Here is a 15,947-nt window from a genome sequence, read left to right on the forward strand (position 1 = left end):
TACCCCCGGAACGCACGCTGGCACCAGGGTGAAACCCCACCACGATCCCTAGCGTTTCTCTCCATGAGAACTGGGTGGAACGGGGCGGGGGACGCGGTGCGGCTGGAGGCCGTCCGCAAGGACTACGGCAACGGGGTCGCCGCGCTGGACGGGGTCAGCCTCGCCTTCGGCCGTGGTGAGTTCACCGCGGTCATGGGGCCGTCGGGATCGGGAAAGAGCACGTTCCTGCACTGCGCCGCCGGGCTCGACCGGCCGAGCGCGGGCACGGTCACCCTCGACGGGCAGAACCTCGGCGAGCTGTCCGAAGCGAGGCTGACGAAGCTGCGTCGCGACCGCGTCGGTTTCGTCTTCCAGGCGTTCAACCTGCTTCCGGCGCTCACCGTCGAGCAGAACGTCCTGCTCCCGCACCAGCTCGCCGGGCGCCGCCCGGACCGGGGGCTGGTCGACCAGATCCTCCGCCGCGTCGGACTCGCCGAACGACGCCGGCATCTGCCCGGTCAGCTGTCCGGTGGTCAGCAGCAGCGGGTCGCGATCGCCCGCGCGCTGATCACCGATCCCGCGGTGGTGTTCGCCGACGAGCCGACCGGTGCGCTCGACACCCGCACGGCCGCGGAAGTCCTTGCGCTGCTTCGGGAATCCGTTCAAGCCAGCGGCCAGACGGTGATCATGGTGACGCACGACCCGGTCGCCGCCTCCTACGCCGACCGCGTCGTTTTCCTCGCCGACGGCCGGATCGCGGGCGAGCTGCCGAGGCCGACCGCCGACGCCGTAGCCGAGCGCATGACGCACCTCGGTGCCTGGGCCGCGGTGGGTGCCTGATGCTGCGTCTCGTGCTTCGCACGCTGCGGCTGCGCAAGGGCGGTTTCGTCGCGACGTTCGTCGCGGTGTTCTTCGGCGCGGTGCTCGTTTCCGCGTGCGCCGGGCTGATGGAGACCGGCATCCGTTCGGACGCGCAGCCGCAACGGCTCGCGGGTGCGCCGATCGTCATCGGCGGCCAGCAGGAAATCGACATCGCCCGCGAGGATCCGGCCGAACACGATTCGGCCAAGGGCAAGGCGCTGAAGACCCGGACGGTCACCCTGCCCGAGCGCGTCCGCCTCGACGCCGGGCTCGCCGGCCGCGTCCGGTCCGTTCCCGGGGTGACCGGCGCGGTCGCCGAGGTCTCCTTCCCGGCCATGCTGCCCAAGGCCGCCGGGGCCGGCATTCTCGGCCACGCCTGGGATTCCGCCGCGCTCACGCCCTACGCGCTGACCTCCGGCCACGCGCCCGCGCCCGGTGAGACCGTGCTCGACGCCGAACTCGCGCGGCGGGCCGGGCTGTCCGTCGGCGATCGCGTCGACATCGCCGCGCACGGCACCACGGGTGCCTATCGGATCGCCGGGATCGCCGCGGCGCCAAGGACGATGACGCGCTCCGCGGTGTTCTTCGCCCCCGCCGACGCCGAACGGCTTTCCGGACATCCCGGCAGGGCCGACGCGATCGGGGTGTTCACGACCGGCGACGTGGCCGCGGTGGCGGCTCGGGTGCGCGATGTCCTCCAGGACGCTAACGACGCGAACGCGGTCGTGCTGACCGGCGACGAACGCGGGCAGTTCGAATTCCCCGAAGCGGATGCCAGCGGGGAGAAGCTGATCGTGCTTTCCGGCGTGACCGGTGGACTGGCGGTGTCGGTCGCGATCTTCGTCGTCGCGAGCACGCTGGCGTTGTCCACCCAGCAGCGGCAGCGCGAACTCGCCCTGCTGCGCGCCATCGGCACCACACCGCGCCAGCTCCGGCGGATGGTGCTCGGCGAGGCGATGGGCGTCGGCCTGCTGGCCACCGTGCTCGCCGTGCTGCCGGGCCGGTTCGCCGGGCAGCTGCTGTTCGACCGGTTCGTGGCGAACGGCGTCGTGCCCGCCGAGGTGATCTTCCACCAGGGCTGGGTGCCCGCCGTCGTCGCCGCGGGCGCGGTGTTGCTGGCCGTGCTGCTCGCGGCGGTCGCCGTCGGGTACCGGGCGGGCCGGGTCCGGCCGACCGAGGCGCTGGCCGAGGCGCTGGCCGAGGCCGCGGTGCGGACGCGCTGGCTCACGCCGACGCGGATCATCCTCGCCGTGCTGTGCTTCGCCGGTGGTACCGCGCTGGCGATCGTCACCGTGGCCGTGATGAGCGGTCCGGTCGCGGCGAGCACGGCCGGGCCCGCGGTGATGCTGTGGGCGATCGGGGTCGCGACGATCAGCCCCGGCGTCACCAAGGCGACCGCGGTGCTGCTGCACCTACCGGTGAAGCTGTTCACCGGTGTCAACGGCTGGCTGGCGCTGCGCAACACCCGTGTCGGCGCGCTGCGCGTGTCCGGCGCGGTCACCCCGATCATGCTCGCGGTCGGCGTCGCCACCGCGAACATCTACCTGCAGACCACCCAGGAAGCGGTGTCGAACCAGGCGTTCACCGAGGATCTCCGTGCCGACGCCGTCGTCAGCGGGCCGGGCGGGCTCGCGCCCGAACTGGTGCGGCGCGTCCAGGACGTCCCCGGGGTGGCGGGTGCTTCGGAGTACGTCACGAGCAAGGCCTACGTCGAGCAGCCCTACGAATCCGGGCAGAAGAAGAAGGGACGACCGGCACTCGGCCTGACCGCGAACGGTGCCGCGCGGACCACCGCGACCCAGGTCGTGGCGGGCAGCCTCGACGCGTTGTCGGGCGACGCCGTCGCGGTGCCGGCGGACCTCGCCACGGATCTCGGCAGGAACGTCGGTGACCGCATGACGTTGCGGCTGGGCGACGGCGCGCGTGCCGACCTCCGGGTGGTGGCCCTGGTGAAGCAGCGGCCGGGTTTCGAGAGTTTCGTGCTGCCCGCGGACCTGCTGGCCTCGCACACGAGCGCCGGGCTCGCGCCGCAGCTGCTCGTCCGCGCGGAGCCGGGCGTCGATCCCGGCACGCTCGCCACGCGGCTGCGCGCGGCGACGCGCGGGTTCCCGGTGACGGTCGGCGACCGCGAGACGCTGATCGCCGCGCACGAGAAGGGCAACGAGATCGGCGCGTGGATCAACTACCTGCTGGTCGGGATGATCATGGCCTACACCGTGATCTCGGTGGCGAACACGCTCGTGATGGCGACCGCGCGGCGGCGTCAGGAGTTCGGGCTGCAACGGCTGACCGGGTTCACCAGGGCGCAGGTGCTGCGCATGGCGGGGATCGAGGGCGGGCTGACCGCACTGATCGGGATCGTGCTCGGGACCGTCGTCTCGGCCGGGGCGATCGTGCCGTTCTGCCTGGTGGCCAGCGATTCGCTGCTGCCGTCCGGGCCGCTGTCGATCTACCTCGCGGTGATCGGGCTCGCCGCCGCGCTGACGCTGGTGGCCACGCTCGTCCCGGCCTGGTTCGCCACCAGGGGACGGCCGAGCGACGCGACGGCGATCGGTGAGTGAGGGCCGGACCACGTTGTGGCGTGTGTAAGACTCTCGGCCGTGGCGATTCCCGCGTTGGACAAGGCAGCGAAACTCGAACTGGCCAGGTTGGTCACCGAACTGGCCGTGGTACACGGCAAGGTGACCCTGGCGTCCGGCAAGGAAGCCGACTACTACGTCGATCTGCGGCGGGCGACCCTGCACCACGCCGCCGCCCCGCTGATCGGCACGCTGCTGCGGCAGCTCACCGCCGACTGGGACTTCGTCGCGGCGGGCGGGCTGACGCTGGGCGCCGACCCGGTCGCGCTGGCGATGCTGCACTCCGCCTCGAACGACGGTGTCGTGCTCGACGCGTTCGTCGTGCGCAAGGCCGTCAAGGAGCACGGCATGCAGCGTCGCGTCGAGGGCGTCGAGGTGCGTGGGCAGCGGGTGCTGGCGGTCGAGGACACCTCCACCACCGGCGGCAGCGTGCTCACCGCGGTCGAGGCGCTGCGTGAGGCGGGCGCGACCGTCGTCGGGGTGGCGACCGTCGTCGACCGTGACACCGGCGCGCGGGAGGCCGTCGAGAAGGCGGGCCTCGAATACCGCTACGTCCTCGGCAAGGACGACCTCGGCCTGGCCTGAGTTTCCGCGAAGGTCCGTGGGGGCCTCCTTGAGGGACTCTAGGTCCCTCAAGGAGGCCCCCACGGACCGATAGCCCTACTTGCGGAAGGTGTCCTTCACCTTCTCCGCCGCGTCGCCGACCGCGTCCTTGACCTTCTCGGCGGCGTCCTTCAGCCCGGCCTTCGCCTGGTCGGTCTTTCCCTCGGCCTGCAACTGCTCGTCGCCGGTGACGTTCCCCGCAGCCTCCTTGGCCTTGCCGCCGAGGTCGTCCGCCTTGTTGCTGATCTTGTCGCCCAACGACATCAGGCACCTCCGGTGCTCCTCGGTCGCACCCCTCGCGGATGCGCTCACCGGTACGACACCGTCACCCACTGGAACCGCACGGATTCGCCGAGGTGGCGGTGATCACCCACAATTCACCCGTGAGCTTTCCCGCCGACCGGTGTCCTCCTTCCCGAGGAGGTGCCGTGACCACGACCAGTGCGGAGCCCGGCACGCCGCTCGACGACGCGACCCTGGTCGGCCGCGCCCGCGACGGCGACGTCCGGGCGTACGAGCAGCTCGTGCTGCGTTACCAGGGACCCATGTTCCGGCTCGCGTCGCGCATGCTCGCGGACCGCGCCGACGCCGAGGACGTCGTCCAGGACGTCTTCCTCACGGCCTGGCGCAGGCTCGCGCAGCTCAACGACGACGCGGCGTTCGTCGGCTGGCTCTACCGGACCACGACCAACCGCTGTCTCAACGTGCTCAGGGCGCGCCGTCCGCGTGCGGACGTCGACCTGGACACGGCCGAGTCGCCGCGGACCGAGACCCGGCCCGAGCACGCCGCGCAGGTGTCCGGCCAGCTGGCGGCGCTCAACGACGCGCTGCAGCGGCTGACCCCGCCCCAGCGCGCGTGCTGGCTGCTGCGTGAGGTGCACGGGCGCTCCTACGACGAGATCGCCGAGATCGTCGGCGCGAACGCGGTGGCGGTCCGTGGGCGGATAGCGCGGGCGCGAGCCCAGTTGGCCGAGGTGATGAAGCCATGGCGGTGAACAACACGACCGAGGAGTACGAACTGCCCTGCGGCCGGGAGCTGGAGCGGGTCTGGGAGCGGATGGACGTCGTCGGCCAGGGCCTCGCCGACGAGCACGAGCTGTCCTGCCCGCACTGCCGGGTCGCCCGCGAAAGCCTGCTGGCGCTGCGTGAGGCAACGCAGGAGCTGATCGCCGAGCCGGAAGCCACCCCGCCCGACCTGGTCGGGCGGATCATGTCCGCGGTGCGTGCCGAGGTGCGGCGTGGTCAGCTGCTGAGCCTGCCGGCGACGGAACTGGGGCCGATCGAGGTGAGCGAGCAGGCCGTCGCGGTCGTGCTGCGGTACGCCGCGGACTCCGTCGACGGCGTGCGGGCCCGCCGCTGCCGGGTTCGCGTCGTCGGGGAGGGACCGGGCGGCGAAAGCGTTGTCGAGGTCGAACTCAGCCTCGCGCTGAGCCTGGCGAACGCGGCGGGCGGCGAGGCGTTGTCGCGGGTGCGGGACCGGGTCGCCGCCGCGGCGGCGGCGAAGGTCGGCCTGGTACTGGCGAAACTCGATCTGGTGATGGTCGACGTGTACGAGGAAACCGTGGGAGACGATCGATGACCGTGTCCGACCTGACCGGGGTTTCCGGCGTGCCGGAGCCGAGAGCGGAGTTCGTGATCGCCGATCCGGTGATCGCGAGCGTCGCCGCGCGGGCCGCGGTCGAGACGCCCGGTGTGGTGCGGCTCGAACCCGGTCTGCGCGGGCTGGTGACCGCGTGGACGCGGGCCGCCCGGCAACGCTGGAAGGGCCTCGACCCGGCGCCCGCCGACGGCGTCCGCGCCCGTCGCGCCGACGACGGCACGCTGACCGTGTCCCTCGATCTGGTCACCTCCGCCGTCGACCAGGCCGCCGCGGTCGCGCAGGCCGTGCAGCGCGCCGTGGTCCAGGCGGTGGCCGAGCAGACCGGGCTGACGGTCGACGAGGTGTCCGTGTCCATTTTGGACATCGAACCGGAGCAGTGGTGATGTCGGCGGACGAAGTCACCGAAAAACTCGTCGGCGCGATCAGGGCGATTCCCGGGCTGCGTCCCGCGACGCCCGTCGCGGAGGAAGCCACGACGTGGCTGCCGTGGGACTGGGACGGGTTCGCCGTCGACCTGACCGCCGAACTCGTGGAGATCCGGCTGATCGTCACGCGGCTGCCGCTGCCGCCGTTGCTGACGCGGGCGACCGAAGTGGTCCGCCCGCTGCTCACGGGGACGGAATGGGAAAAGGCGACGCTGCGGCTCGTCGTGACCGACATCGACGGTGCCGCGTTCGACGGCGGGCACTGAGACCCAGGTCACACGATCGGGTAGTGAGGAACCCCCGGCGATCGTGTCGATACAGATAGCGGGGCGCGAAACCCTTGTGCCCCACCGGAAACCCATGGAGGACGGCATGACCAACACGGCTACCGGCAAGACCGCGGAGGGCACCGCCACCCGGAACTCGACCGGCGCGCTGGTCACCACCAAGGACGACGGGCTGGTCACCAAACAGGGCACCACCTCGATCGCCGACGTCGTCGTGCAGAAGATCGCCGGGCTCGCCACGCGCGAGGTGTCCGGGGTGCACGACCTCGGCGGCGGCGCGGCGCGTGCGTTCGGCGCGATCCGTGACCGGATCCCCGGCGCCTCGGCCAGCGTCGGCCAGGGCGTCTCGGTCGAGGTCGGGGAGAAGCAGGCCGCGGTCGATCTGCAGATCGTCGTCGAATACGGCGTGGGCATCGCGGACCTCTCGCGTTCGGTGCGGCGCAACGTGATCACCGCGATCGAGCAGATGACCGGGCTGGAGGTCGTCGAGGTCAACATCAACGTCAACGACGTCTACATCCCCGGTGAGGACGACGAAGAAGCTGTCAGCGATCGGGTGAAGTGACATGAGCGGGACAGTGATCGGGCTGTTCACCGGGCTGGTGCTCGGGCTCGCCGCCGCGTTCGGCGGGTTCGGCGCGTTCGTCGTCGTGTTGCTGCTCGGCGCGATCGGGCTGCTGGTCGGGCGCTGGCTCGACGGCAAGCTCGACGTGTCCGCGCTCATCGGGTCCGTCCGGGATCGGAGGTAGGCCATGACCGCCGCCGCTGTGCCCGCCGGGCCCGCGGACCTCGCCCCGGAGGACAGGGGGCGCACCACGCTGGCCGACCGCGCCGTCCGCCGCATCGCCGCGCACGCGGTGGGCGAGGTCGACGGCGTCGGCGCGGACGTCCAGGTCAGCGCGAGGATCGACGAGGAATCGGCCACTTTGGACGTTCGGCTGCCGGTGCGCTATCCGGCGCCGGTCGCCCGGACCACGGAACAGGCCCGCGCGCACGTGACGGCGCGGACCGCCGAGCTGACCGGGCTGACCGTGCGCCGGGTGGACATCACGGTGTCCGCGCTGCCGAACGAACCCGTGACGACGAGGAGGGTGCGGTGATCCGCCGTCCGAGGCGCGGGCTGCCCGCGTCGCTGCTCGCGCTGGTGCTGCTCGCGGTGTGTGTGCTGATCGTGGTCGCGCTGGTGCAGCGGCTGCTCGGGGAACGGCCGTTCCTGTCCTACGACGCGATCGCCGGCCGCGTGCACGCGACGACCTGGAACACACTGCCCGTGCTCGTCGGGGGCGGGGCAGCCGTGCTGGTCGGGCTCGTATTGCTGCTGCTGGCGGTGGTGCCGGGGCGACCGACCGTCGTGCCGCTGACCGAGGAGGCCGGGTTCGACTCCGGCATCACCCGCCGGGGCGTGCTCGTCTCCCTGCGGGGCGCGGCGAACTCGGTGGACGGCGTCGCCGCCGCCCGGATCCGCTTGGGGCGTAAGAAGGTTGTCGTCCGCGTGCGGACCAATCGCGACAACACCGACGGGCTCGCCGACGCGGTCCGGGTGACGCTCGCCCGCCGGATCGAGGAGATCGGGCCGGAGAATCCGCCGGAGGTCCGGGTGCGGGTCCGGGCCACGACCACGCGAGGTGTCCGATGAGCCGTGTCAATCGCCCGGCCGGGCTGAACCGGACGTTGCTCGCGCTGACCGGGCTCGTGCTGCTCGCGGGCGGCGGGTTCGCCGTCGCGACGTACTTCGGCTGGCTGCGGGTGCTCGATCCCGCCGCGTCGCTGGTCCCGGGCACCGCGGCGCCGCCGACCTGGGTGTTCTGGGTGACGGTCGCCGCCGCGGTCGTCGTCGGGCTGTTGTGCCTGCGCTGGCTGGCCGCGCAGGCGTTCCGGACGCCGAAGGCCGTCGGCTGGCGGCTGGAGAAAAGCCCCGAGGACGGGACCACCACGATGGACTCGTCGGCGGCCAATGCTCCGGTCGCGACCGACATCGAGGGGTACGAAGGCGTGAAGTCGGCGTCGGCGTGGGTGTCCGGGTCGCGGGACGAGCCCGAGCTGTACCTGCTGGTCACCGCCGATCAGGACACCGACATCAGCGCGCTGCGGCACCGGATCGCCTCGCACGCCGTCGCGCGGCTGCGGCAGGCGCTGGAGGTGGAGACGCTCCCGGTGCGCCTCGAACTCCGCTTCACCACGAAGGCCACCGGCGTCAGGGCACGCTGAGCCGTTCGCCCGCGGCGGAAGCGGGCGCTCCCGGCCTGTTCGGGGCGTACCGTCGAAGGGTGGAAACCCCGAAGCCGGGCACGCCACCCGAACCGCCGGAGCGGCCCGGGGAGCAGCCGCCGTATCCGCGCCGGAAGCCGCCACCGGGCGCGCCGGAGCAGTACCCGCACGAGGAGCCGACGCCCTATCCGGGTCGGCCGCCCAAGGAGTTCCCACCAGGAGTGATCCTGCCGTCACCTGGCGGGTGAACAGGTTGCGTCGGTAGGTCGAATATCACAGCTCCGAGATCCTTTTGTCGGCTTTCTCCTGTGAAGTAGGGGTAAAGTCGCTGGTAGAGGGATGTGGGAATGGGGCGATGCTGGTGAGATTTCTTGCCGACTTGACCGTGTTCGTGCATATTCTGGCGCTGCTGTTCATCGGCCTGGGCGGCTTTCTCGCCTGGCGCTGGCCGAAGGTCGTCCTCGTCCACGTCTTCTTCGCGATCTGGGGCGTCCTGGTCAACGTGACACCGATCCCGTGCCCGCTGACCGCGCTGGAGAACTACTTCCGGCACGAGCAGGGGCTCGGCAGCCTACCCGGCGGGTTCAACGCCTACTACCTGTACGACACCGTGATCCCGCGTGCGGCGCTGCCGATGGTCATCGTGCTCGCGCTCGGGCTGGTGATCTTCTCCTACGTCGGCGCGTACCAGCGCTGGCGGCACCGCGGCCACCACGGGGCACCGGCGGCCACCGTCGCCCACCACTGAGCGACAATCGTCGCGTGACTGTGCGATGACAGACCATGCGACGACGGGCGAGGCGCACGAGGCCGGACCCACCGAATGGGTGAGCCGGGAGGAGGTCGGTGTCGGACCGTGGCCGGGCGAGTGGCCCGCCGACGACCGGTACGACCCCGAACTGCTCGCGAACGGCGACCGCCGCAACGTCGTCGACGCCTACCGGTACTGGCGGCGCGAGGCCATCGTGTCCGATATGGACAGTCGACGGCACCCGTTCCACGTCGCCATCGAGAACTTCCAGCACGATCACAACATCGGCACCGTGGTCCGGACGGCGAACGCCTTCGCCGCGGCCGAGGTGCACATCGTCGGCCGTCGCCGCTGGAACCGCCGCGGTGCCATGGTGACCGACCGTTACCAGCATCTGCGGCATCACGAGGACGTCGACGGGCTGGTGACCTTCGCCGCGGAGTCCGGCCTGGCGATCGTCGCGGTCGACAACACTCCCGGCGCGCGGCCGATCGAGACCGTGGGGCTGCCGCGTTCGTGTGTGCTGCTGTTCGGCCAGGAGGGGCCGGGGCTGTCCGCCGGTGCCCAGTCCGCCGCGTCGCTGGTGGTGTCGATCGCGCAGTTCGGGACCACCCGCTCGATCAACGCCGGGGTCGCCGCCGGGATTGTGATGCACGCCTGGGTCGGGCAGCACGCCGATCTGTCCGCCGCCTGGTGATAATGCGTTATGGATCATGAAACGGCGCGGAAGTTCGTCGACGGCTGGGTGACCGCGTGGAACGCCCACGATCTCGACGCCCTGATGAACCACTTCGCGGACGAGGTGACCTTCTCCTCGCCGGTCGCGGCGCAACTGCTCGGCGGGGACGGCGTCATCCGCGGCAAGGCGGCCCTGCGCGCCTATTGGGCGGAGGGCCTGCGGCGCATCCCCGACCTGCGGTTCGAGGTGGTGGGCAGTTATCTCGGCGTGCGGAGCCTGGTCATCAACTACCGCAACCAGAAGGGTGGCCTCGTCAACGAGGTGCTGCTGTTCGACGGCCCACTCGTGGTCGAGGGCTACGGCACCTACCTCGGCACCGACACGAACCCGGCGGGCGCGACCGAGTCCTGAGCCGCATTCACCTTTTTGTCGAATGGTGGGAAAAGCCCCAACTCTCGAAGTAAAAGGGGCAGCGTTGTCGCGCCGAACTACCCGGACGGTGGCGGCGGATACCTCGGTGGCGGTTCGCTGACAGTCGTCAGATCCGGGTGATGGTCCCATGTGGACGATCGGGAAGCCGATCACCGTTCCACGGGAACTCGGCAAACCATATGGAGGAACTATGAAGTCGTGGCGTTCTCGTGTCGGTGCCGGTCTCGTGGCGGGGGCCGCCGTCGCCGTCCTTCCGCTGACCGCGGGCGCCGCCTTCGCCGACGAAGGCCCGCTGGTCGTGGCCGCGGGCGGCTACAAGACCGAGGCGGCCTGCAATCACGACGGCGACCTCGACATCGCCAACGGCACGGCCACCTACCGTGTCTGCGTCTACAGCACCACCACGAAGACCTTCACGCTCTTCGAGCGGCTGGCCAAGCACTGACACAGGCAGGATTCGCTCTGGGCGGGGCTCCCGACGAGGACTTCCTCGCCCGGCCACACCGCATCCCTGGTCCGTGAATGCCACATTGAGGGACTCAGAGTCCCTCAAGGTGGCATTCACGGACCAGCCGAAAACGGGCCCCACGGACTCGCGGACGAACGAGACCGCGCGGCGGCCCCGAGGCCCCGAACGTCACCGCGAGCACTGCTCAGGCCGGGGCGACCTCGACCGGGATCCCGTTCAGCACCGCCGTTCCGGAGAGCGCGTCGATCAGCTGCTCGTCGGCGACGAGGTTCGAGTTCACTCCCGGATTCGCCCGCGCGACCCGCGTCCGCACGCCGTCCACGTCGTGCCCCCAGCCGTGCGGGATGCTCACCACGCCCCGCCGCACCTCGTCGGTCACCTCCACCGGCACTTCGAGCTTCCCGACCCGTGAGGTCACCGACGCGAGCCCGCCGTCGGCCAGCCCGAGCCGCGCCGCGTCGTCCGGATGCACCTGGACCGTGCACCGGTTGGTGCCGCGGACCAGCTGCGTGAGGTTGTGCATCCACGAGTTGTTCGAGCCGAGCTGCCGCCGCCCGATCAGCACCAGACCGTCGGCCGGGGTACCGGACAGCGTCGCCCGCAGCCGCGCGACATCCCCGGTGATCGCCGGCGGGGCCAGCTCGATCCGGCCGCTCGCGGTGCTCAGCACCTCGGGGATCCGCGGCCGCAGCGGGCCGAGGTCGACGCCGTGTGGTGCCGCCTCGAGGTCCGCGAGCGTCAGGTCGTACGGCCCGGCATGCAGCATCAGGTCGACCAGCCGCTCCGGACCGGTCCGGCCCGCCGCCAGCGCCACGTCGACGCCGTTGCGCCGCGCGGTCTCGGCGGCCACGAAGTCGTCCAGCACCGCGACGTCGGCGTGCGGGCCCTGCCCGGTGACGATGCCGGTGAGGCGCAGCGCGGTTTCCCATTCCTGCGGCAGGTCCGTGGGCAGCGTCGCCGGGGTCCAGTTCGCCACGTTGCGCACCGCGAGCTGGTAGAGCGCCAGGTCGTAGTGCGGACGTTCCAGTGGAGACGGTCCGGGCAGGATGACGTCGGCCTGGCGCGAGGTCTCGTTGAGGTAGATGTCCAGCGACACCATGAAGTCCAGCCGCCCCAGCGCCTGGGACAGCCGTCCCGCGTTCGGCGTGCTGACACACGGGTTGCCGCTGATCGTGACCAGCGCGCGGACCTGTCCTTCGCCCGGCGTCTCGATCTCGTCGGCGAGGGTGGCCACCGGGAGCTCGCCGAGCACCTCGGGGTAACCGCGGACCCGGCTGGCCCAGCGGCCGGTGGTGAACGCCCGCGAACGGCTGCTCGGCCCGGCCGCGGCCAGCGGGAACAGCACGCCGCCCTCACGGTCGAGGTTGCCGGTGAGCACGTTCAGCACGTCCACCAGCCAGCTCGCGACCGTGCCGAACGCCTGCGTCGTGGTCCCGATCCGGCCGTACACCGCGGCGCACTCGGCGTCCGCGAGGTCGAGTGCCATCCGCCGGATCGCGCCGGCGGCGATCCCGGTGTGCGGCGCGACGGCCTCGGGTGTGAACGGACGGGCCAGCTCGCGCACCTCGTCGAGCCCGGCCACGTGTTCACCGAGCCGTCCGAGGGCGACGCGGTCCTCCGCGAACAGGACGTTGACCAGCGCGAACAGCAGCAGCGCGTCGGTTCCGGGCACGATGGGGTGATGCTCGTCCGCCATCCGCGCGGTCCGCGTCCGGCGGGGATCGACGACGACGATCCGGCCACCGCGCCGCTGGATCGCGCGCAGTTTGCCGCGGGTGTCCGGCGCGGTCATCAGGCTGCCGTTGGACACCAGCGGGTTCGCGCCGAGCACCAGCAGCTGTCGCGTGCGGTCCAGGTCGGGCACCGGAATGGCGAGTGGATCGCCGAAGAGGTACCCGGAGGAGAAGTGCTTCGGCAGCTGGTCGACCGAGGTCGCGCTGTAGAAGTTCTTGGTACCCAACGCCTTGTAGAACACCCGGCCGTAGAGGATCAGCGCGAGGTTGTGTGCGCCGGGGTTGCCCGCGTACACCGCGACGGAATCGCGGCCGTACCGCTCGATCAGCGGCGGCAGCCGCCGGCCGATCTCCTCGAACGCCTCGTCCCAGCCGACCTCGACGAACTCGCCGTCCCGCTTGACCAGCGGTTTCGTCAGCCGGTCGGGATCGTGGTGCAGCGCGCCGAGCGAGGCGCCCTTCGGACAGAGGTAGCCCTTCGAGAAAACGTCCTCGGCGTCGCCCCGGACCCGGGTGACCCGATCGGCGTCGAGCGTCACCTCCAGGCCGCAGGTCGCTTCGCACAGCGGGCAGGTCACGTATGCCGTGGTCATGAGCACCTCGCGGTCCGGTGACGGGACCCCGAACATACCGAGCGGTATGTCACGCGGCAAGGAAGGATGTCCTCATGCATGCGGAACGGGCCGCCGCGGCCGAGCGCGCGGTACACGAGCGACACCTCCGCCGGGTGTGGGCGCTGCCGGGCACCGTGCTCGGCCGTAGCGGCTGGCCGCCGGACCCCGGGCAGCGCCTGCACTGGCACTGGAACTACTGGTGGCAGGCGCATCTGCTGGACTCGCTCGTCGACGCACAGCTGCGCGCGCCGACGGCCGAACGCGCGAAAAGGATCGAGCGCTTCGCGAAATCGGTGCTGCTGCGCAACTTCGGCCGCTGGGTCAACGACTACTACGACGACATCGCCTGGCTCGGCCTCGCCCTGCAACGGGTCCGCGCGTTGCGGATCGACGGGTTCGACGCGGCGATCGACGCCATCGGCGCGCGGCTGCGCGAGGGCTGGAGCGAGGAATCGGGGGGTGGGATCTGGTGGCGCCGCGGCGACCGCTTCAAGAACGCCCCGGCGAACGGGCCCGCCGCGATCTTCCACGCCAGGGGTGGCGAGACCGAGCACGCCGCCGGGCTGACCGACTGGATGACGAGCACGCTCGTCGACCCGGGAACCGGTCTCGTCTGGGACGGCCTGCGGCTCGACACCGGCGAGCTGGTCAAGCACATTTACACGTACTGCCAAGGAGTTTACCTCGGCGCCTGTGTCGAACTGTCCGAAGTAGACAACGCGACGCGCACCGTGCGGGCGGTCGCGGCGCACTGCGCGCCCGGTGGCGTGCTGCGTGGGCAGAACGGTGGCGACGGTGGCCTCTTCGCCGCGATCCTCGCGCGGTACCTCGCACTCGCCGCGTTGCGCCTGCCCGAAACCGAGGCCGAGACCGCCGCGATCGCCCGTGACCTCGTGCTGACCTCGGCGGAGGCGTGCTGGTCCGGCGCCGTCGACGCGCCCGGCGGCCCGCTGTTCAGTGCCGAATGGTCGCGGCCGGCGCCCGCGCTCCCGCTCGCGCCCGACGTCCCCGAGCGGGATCTTTCGGTGCAGGTCGGTGCCTGGATGTTGCTGGAAGCCGCCGCTTCCCTGACGTGAGGGAAGCATGGGCCGGCAAATGTGTCCAAAGAGGCCAAGCTGGTTGACACGGAGAAATCCTCCTGCGAGCGTCGCGAGATCTATGCATCGCGGAGAAGGAGTTTCGCTTGAACGTGCCGCCGCCACCTTTGGTTCCCGCCGACTGGCGTGAGTTTCTGCAGAGTTACAGCTCGGAGTTCCTGGAATCCCCGTTTCTGCGTGAGATGGCGGAGGAGGGGCGGGACGACCTTTTCGCCAGCGAAACCGAGCGGGCCAACCGGTGGCTGGGCTACGAACCGGCGACCGAGGACGCGATTGCCGCCGCCGAGCAGAGGCTGGGAATCCGGCTTCCGCCGAGCTATCGGAATTTTCTTCTGGTCAGCAACGGCTGGCATACGATCTCCTACGCGGTGGACCTGCTCGACATCACTGAGATCGGGTGGTTTGCGGACCTGGCACCCAGGCTTATGGAAGCGTGGTCGGACTCCGGAGCCTACGACGACTGGATCGAAGTACTCAAGCGCTCTGTCTTGATTTCGAACGACGACGGGGGCAGTGGTCACTACCTCTTCCTGTACGCCGACAGTGTCGCGGACAATGGTGAATGGACCGCGTACGAATGGTGGCCCGGCGACGGGGATGATCCTGAACCGCATACCGACTTCGCGACAATGGTGACAAGTCTGTGGGAAGACGAGAAACGGTATCGCAGTGGTAGCGCTGCCGGTGCGTGATCGCGGCGCTCTGGAACGCCCAGGAAGGGGAAGGTGCCGCTACACTGTATGAAGGATGAGTAAGGCCGTCGAGGAGACGAACCGGCGCATGCTGCGCGCCCGCGACGCGATGGATCGCGCGTTCGCCAAGCCACTCGACGTCGCCGCGCTCGCCAGGCTCACCCACCTCTCGCCGTCGCACTTCACCCGCACCTTCCGTGCGACGTTCGGCGAAACCCCGCACCGCTACCTGCAACGCCGCCGGGTCGAGCGCGCGATGATGTTGTTGCGCCAGACCGAGCGCAGCGTCACCGAGATCTGCGCCGACGTCGGGTTCGGCAGCCTCGGCACGTTCAGCCGCACCTTCCGCGACATCGTCGGCGAATCCCCGACCGCCTACCGCGCCCGCGCCGGGGCCGCCGCGCCCCCGCCGGTCCCGACCTGTTTTGCGATGGCCTGGACCCGCCCGCGCGACGCGGTTGCGGGCACAGTCGTTTCGGATAAGCCATCGGCGATCCGCGCTGACTAACCTTCGCGGCATGATGAACGCGATCACGCTCTCCTCGATCTTCGTGCTCGACCAGGACGAGGCGCTCGACTTCTACGTCGGCAAACTCGGCTTCGAGGTGCACACCGACGCCGACCTCGGCTTCATGCGCTGGCTCACCATCTGTGTGCCGGGCACGCCGGGGCGCGAAATCCTGCTGGAACGCCCCGGCGCGCCCGCGCACGACGACGCGACCGCCGAACGGATCCGGGAACTGGTGACGAAGGGCGCGACCGGCGGCTGGCTCGGTTTCACCACCGACGACATCCACAAGACGCACACCGAACTCGTCGACAAGGGCGTCGAGATCACCCAGGAACCGACGGTGCAGTCCTACGGTACGGACATGGCGATCCGCGACCCGTTCGGCAACCAGCTGCGCATCCGCGAAGCTCCGGCGGCCTGACCGCTC

At 70.7% G+C, this 15,947-nt stretch carries 23 protein-coding genes; 21 read left to right on the top strand and 2 right to left on the bottom strand.

The features are described 5' to 3' along the window. Positions 1-63: 63 nt before the first annotated feature. The 3 genes from ABD987_RS19865 to pyrE are packed head-to-tail and all read left to right on the top strand — an operon-like array spanning position 64 to position 4,004. The gene (locus tag ABD987_RS19865) at positions 64-819 is read left to right on the top strand and encodes an ABC transporter ATP-binding protein (protein ID WP_345395321.1); all 756 of its coding nucleotides are present in this window, start codon (positions 64-66) and stop codon (positions 817-819) included. Then, positions 819-3,401: an FtsX-like permease family protein gene (locus ABD987_RS19870; RefSeq protein WP_345395324.1), complete on the top strand. Its 2,583-nt coding sequence runs from the start codon at positions 819-821 to the stop codon at positions 3,399-3,401. The genes ABD987_RS19865 and ABD987_RS19870 overlap by 1 nt, the downstream gene beginning before the upstream one ends. Positions 3,402-3,440: 39 nt before the next feature. Further along, complete coding sequence (gene pyrE / locus ABD987_RS19875) at positions 3,441-4,004, top strand: orotate phosphoribosyltransferase (protein WP_345395327.1); 564 nt, start codon at positions 3,441-3,443, stop codon at positions 4,002-4,004. A 75-nt stretch (positions 4,005-4,079) separates the two neighbouring features. Here the strand turns inward: pyrE and ABD987_RS19880 are convergent, their stop codons facing one another. Further along, a complete protein-coding gene (locus ABD987_RS19880; protein WP_345395330.1) occupies positions 4,080-4,286 on the bottom strand; it encodes a CsbD family protein in 207 nt (68 codons plus the stop codon). A 164-nt stretch (positions 4,287-4,450) separates the two neighbouring features. Here ABD987_RS19880 and ABD987_RS19885 point away from each other — a divergent pair, with 164 nt between their 5' ends. From ABD987_RS19885 to ABD987_RS19950, 14 genes are all read left to right on the top strand, one after another. Beyond that, positions 4,451-5,017: an RNA polymerase sigma factor gene (locus ABD987_RS19885; protein ID WP_345395333.1), complete on the top strand. Its 567-nt coding sequence runs from the start codon at positions 4,451-4,453 to the stop codon at positions 5,015-5,017. Beyond that, positions 5,008-5,601: an Asp23/Gls24 family envelope stress response protein gene (locus ABD987_RS19890; protein ID WP_345395336.1), complete on the top strand. Its 594-nt coding sequence runs from the start codon at positions 5,008-5,010 to the stop codon at positions 5,599-5,601. The genes ABD987_RS19885 and ABD987_RS19890 overlap by 10 nt, the downstream gene beginning before the upstream one ends. Next, on the top strand, positions 5,598-6,005 hold the full coding sequence (locus tag ABD987_RS19895) for an Asp23/Gls24 family envelope stress response protein (RefSeq protein WP_345395339.1): 408 nt from the start codon (positions 5,598-5,600) through the stop codon (positions 6,003-6,005). The genes ABD987_RS19890 and ABD987_RS19895 overlap by 4 nt, the downstream gene beginning before the upstream one ends. Beyond that, a complete protein-coding gene (locus ABD987_RS19900) occupies positions 6,005-6,313 on the top strand; it encodes a hypothetical protein (RefSeq protein ID WP_345395342.1) in 309 nt (102 codons plus the stop codon). Before ABD987_RS19895 ends, ABD987_RS19900 begins: the two co-directional genes overlap by 1 nt. Positions 6,314-6,419: 106 nt before the next feature. Further along, positions 6,420-6,899 carry an Asp23/Gls24 family envelope stress response protein gene (locus tag ABD987_RS19905; protein WP_345395345.1) on the top strand — a complete coding sequence of 160 codons (480 nt, stop codon included), beginning with the start codon at positions 6,420-6,422 and terminating at the stop codon, positions 6,897-6,899. 1 nt (position 6,900) lies between these two features. After that, on the top strand, positions 6,901-7,083 hold the full coding sequence (locus ABD987_RS19910) for a hypothetical protein (protein ID WP_345395348.1): 183 nt from the start codon (positions 6,901-6,903) through the stop codon (positions 7,081-7,083). Positions 7,084-7,086: 3 nt separating this feature from the next. After that, positions 7,087-7,434, top strand: coding sequence for an Asp23/Gls24 family envelope stress response protein (locus tag ABD987_RS19915; protein WP_345395351.1), 348 nt, complete (start codon positions 7,087-7,089; stop codon positions 7,432-7,434). Beyond that, positions 7,431-7,970, top strand: a complete 540-nt coding sequence (locus ABD987_RS19920; protein WP_345395354.1) for a DUF6286 domain-containing protein — start codon at positions 7,431-7,433, stop codon at positions 7,968-7,970. The genes ABD987_RS19915 and ABD987_RS19920 overlap by 4 nt, the downstream gene beginning before the upstream one ends. Continuing rightward, on the top strand, positions 7,967-8,542 hold the full coding sequence (amaP, locus tag ABD987_RS19925) for an alkaline shock response membrane anchor protein AmaP (protein ID WP_345395357.1): 576 nt from the start codon (positions 7,967-7,969) through the stop codon (positions 8,540-8,542). The genes ABD987_RS19920 and amaP overlap by 4 nt, the downstream gene beginning before the upstream one ends. 59 nt (positions 8,543-8,601) lie before the next feature. Next, a complete protein-coding gene (locus ABD987_RS19930) occupies positions 8,602-8,790 on the top strand; it encodes a hypothetical protein (RefSeq protein WP_345395360.1) in 189 nt (62 codons plus the stop codon). A 107-nt stretch (positions 8,791-8,897) separates the two neighbouring features. Continuing rightward, a complete protein-coding gene (locus tag ABD987_RS19935) occupies positions 8,898-9,290 on the top strand; it encodes a DUF2784 domain-containing protein (protein ID WP_378214188.1) in 393 nt (130 codons plus the stop codon). A 25-nt stretch (positions 9,291-9,315) separates the two neighbouring features. Then, positions 9,316-9,990 carry a TrmH family RNA methyltransferase gene (locus ABD987_RS19940; RefSeq protein ID WP_345395363.1) on the top strand — a complete coding sequence of 225 codons (675 nt, stop codon included), beginning with the start codon at positions 9,316-9,318 and terminating at the stop codon, positions 9,988-9,990. 9 nt (positions 9,991-9,999) lie between these two features. Further along, the gene (locus ABD987_RS19945) at positions 10,000-10,383 is read left to right on the top strand and encodes a YybH family protein (RefSeq protein WP_345395366.1); all 384 of its coding nucleotides are present in this window, start codon (positions 10,000-10,002) and stop codon (positions 10,381-10,383) included. Positions 10,384-10,594: 211 nt separating this feature from the next. Further along, on the top strand, positions 10,595-10,849 hold the full coding sequence (locus tag ABD987_RS19950) for a hypothetical protein (RefSeq protein WP_345395369.1): 255 nt from the start codon (positions 10,595-10,597) through the stop codon (positions 10,847-10,849). A 208-nt stretch (positions 10,850-11,057) separates the two neighbouring features. On the opposite strand, the gene ABD987_RS19955 is transcribed toward ABD987_RS19950, so the two are convergent. After that, on the bottom strand, positions 11,058-13,199 hold the full coding sequence (locus tag ABD987_RS19955; protein WP_345395372.1) for a molybdopterin-dependent oxidoreductase: 2,142 nt from the start codon (positions 13,197-13,199) through the stop codon (positions 11,058-11,060). A gap of 74 nt (positions 13,200-13,273) precedes the next feature. On the opposite strand from ABD987_RS19955, the gene ABD987_RS19960 reads away from it, so the two are divergent. The 4 genes from ABD987_RS19960 to ABD987_RS19975 all read left to right on the top strand — a co-directional run bounded on the left by ABD987_RS19960 (position 13,274) and on the right by ABD987_RS19975 (position 15,941). Then, positions 13,274-14,296, top strand: a complete 1,023-nt coding sequence (locus tag ABD987_RS19960) for a glycoside hydrolase family 76 protein (protein WP_345395375.1) — start codon at positions 13,274-13,276, stop codon at positions 14,294-14,296. A 113-nt stretch (positions 14,297-14,409) separates the two neighbouring features. Continuing rightward, on the top strand, positions 14,410-15,009 hold the full coding sequence (locus tag ABD987_RS19965; RefSeq protein WP_345396193.1) for an SMI1/KNR4 family protein: 600 nt from the start codon (positions 14,410-14,412) through the stop codon (positions 15,007-15,009). 55 nt (positions 15,010-15,064) lie between these two features. Further along, positions 15,065-15,517, top strand: coding sequence for a helix-turn-helix domain-containing protein (locus ABD987_RS19970; RefSeq protein ID WP_345395378.1), 453 nt, complete (start codon positions 15,065-15,067; stop codon positions 15,515-15,517). A gap of 10 nt (positions 15,518-15,527) precedes the next feature. Then, on the top strand, positions 15,528-15,941 hold the full coding sequence (locus ABD987_RS19975) for a VOC family protein (protein WP_345395381.1): 414 nt from the start codon (positions 15,528-15,530) through the stop codon (positions 15,939-15,941). Positions 15,942-15,947: the final 6 nt, after the last annotated feature.

This window comes from Amycolatopsis samaneae, from assembly GCF_039541975.1.
Classification (GTDB): domain Bacteria; phylum Actinomycetota; class Actinomycetes; order Mycobacteriales; family Pseudonocardiaceae; genus Amycolatopsis; species Amycolatopsis samaneae.

Excerpts from the sequence above, each read along its gene's own strand:
- ABD987_RS19945 (WP_345395366.1), top strand. The coding sequence starts at position 10,000 with ATGGATCATGAAACGGCGCGGAAGTTCGTCGACGGCTGGGTGACCGCG.
- ABD987_RS19890 (WP_345395336.1), top strand. The coding sequence starts at position 5,008 with ATGGCGGTGAACAACACGACCGAGGAGTACGAACTGCCCTGCGGCCGG.
- ABD987_RS19935 (WP_378214188.1), top strand. The coding sequence starts at position 8,898 with ATGCTGGTGAGATTTCTTGCCGACTTGACCGTGTTCGTGCATATTCTG.
- ABD987_RS19950 (WP_345395369.1), top strand. The coding sequence starts at position 10,595 with ATGAAGTCGTGGCGTTCTCGTGTCGGTGCCGGTCTCGTGGCGGGGGCC.
- ABD987_RS19975 (WP_345395381.1), top strand. The coding sequence starts at position 15,528 with ATGATGAACGCGATCACGCTCTCCTCGATCTTCGTGCTCGACCAGGAC.
- ABD987_RS19865 (WP_345395321.1), top strand. The coding sequence starts at position 64 with ATGAGAACTGGGTGGAACGGGGCGGGGGACGCGGTGCGGCTGGAGGCC.
- ABD987_RS19910 (WP_345395348.1), top strand. The coding sequence starts at position 6,901 with ATGAGCGGGACAGTGATCGGGCTGTTCACCGGGCTGGTGCTCGGGCTC.
- ABD987_RS19955 (WP_345395372.1), bottom strand. The coding sequence starts at position 13,199 with ATGACCACGGCATACGTGACCTGCCCGCTGTGCGAAGCGACCTGCGGC.
- ABD987_RS19880 (WP_345395330.1), bottom strand. The coding sequence starts at position 4,286 with ATGTCGTTGGGCGACAAGATCAGCAACAAGGCGGACGACCTCGGCGGC.
- ABD987_RS19915 (WP_345395351.1), top strand. The coding sequence starts at position 7,087 with ATGACCGCCGCCGCTGTGCCCGCCGGGCCCGCGGACCTCGCCCCGGAG.
- ABD987_RS19960 (WP_345395375.1), top strand. The coding sequence starts at position 13,274 with ATGCATGCGGAACGGGCCGCCGCGGCCGAGCGCGCGGTACACGAGCGA.
- ABD987_RS19905 (WP_345395345.1), top strand. The coding sequence starts at position 6,420 with ATGACCAACACGGCTACCGGCAAGACCGCGGAGGGCACCGCCACCCGG.
- ABD987_RS19940 (WP_345395363.1), top strand. The coding sequence starts at position 9,316 with ATGACAGACCATGCGACGACGGGCGAGGCGCACGAGGCCGGACCCACC.
- amaP (WP_345395357.1), top strand. The coding sequence starts at position 7,967 with ATGAGCCGTGTCAATCGCCCGGCCGGGCTGAACCGGACGTTGCTCGCG.
- ABD987_RS19895 (WP_345395339.1), top strand. The coding sequence starts at position 5,598 with ATGACCGTGTCCGACCTGACCGGGGTTTCCGGCGTGCCGGAGCCGAGA.
- ABD987_RS19900 (WP_345395342.1), top strand. The coding sequence starts at position 6,005 with ATGTCGGCGGACGAAGTCACCGAAAAACTCGTCGGCGCGATCAGGGCG.
- ABD987_RS19870 (WP_345395324.1), top strand. The coding sequence starts at position 819 with ATGCTGCGTCTCGTGCTTCGCACGCTGCGGCTGCGCAAGGGCGGTTTC.
- ABD987_RS19970 (WP_345395378.1), top strand. The coding sequence starts at position 15,065 with ATGAGTAAGGCCGTCGAGGAGACGAACCGGCGCATGCTGCGCGCCCGC.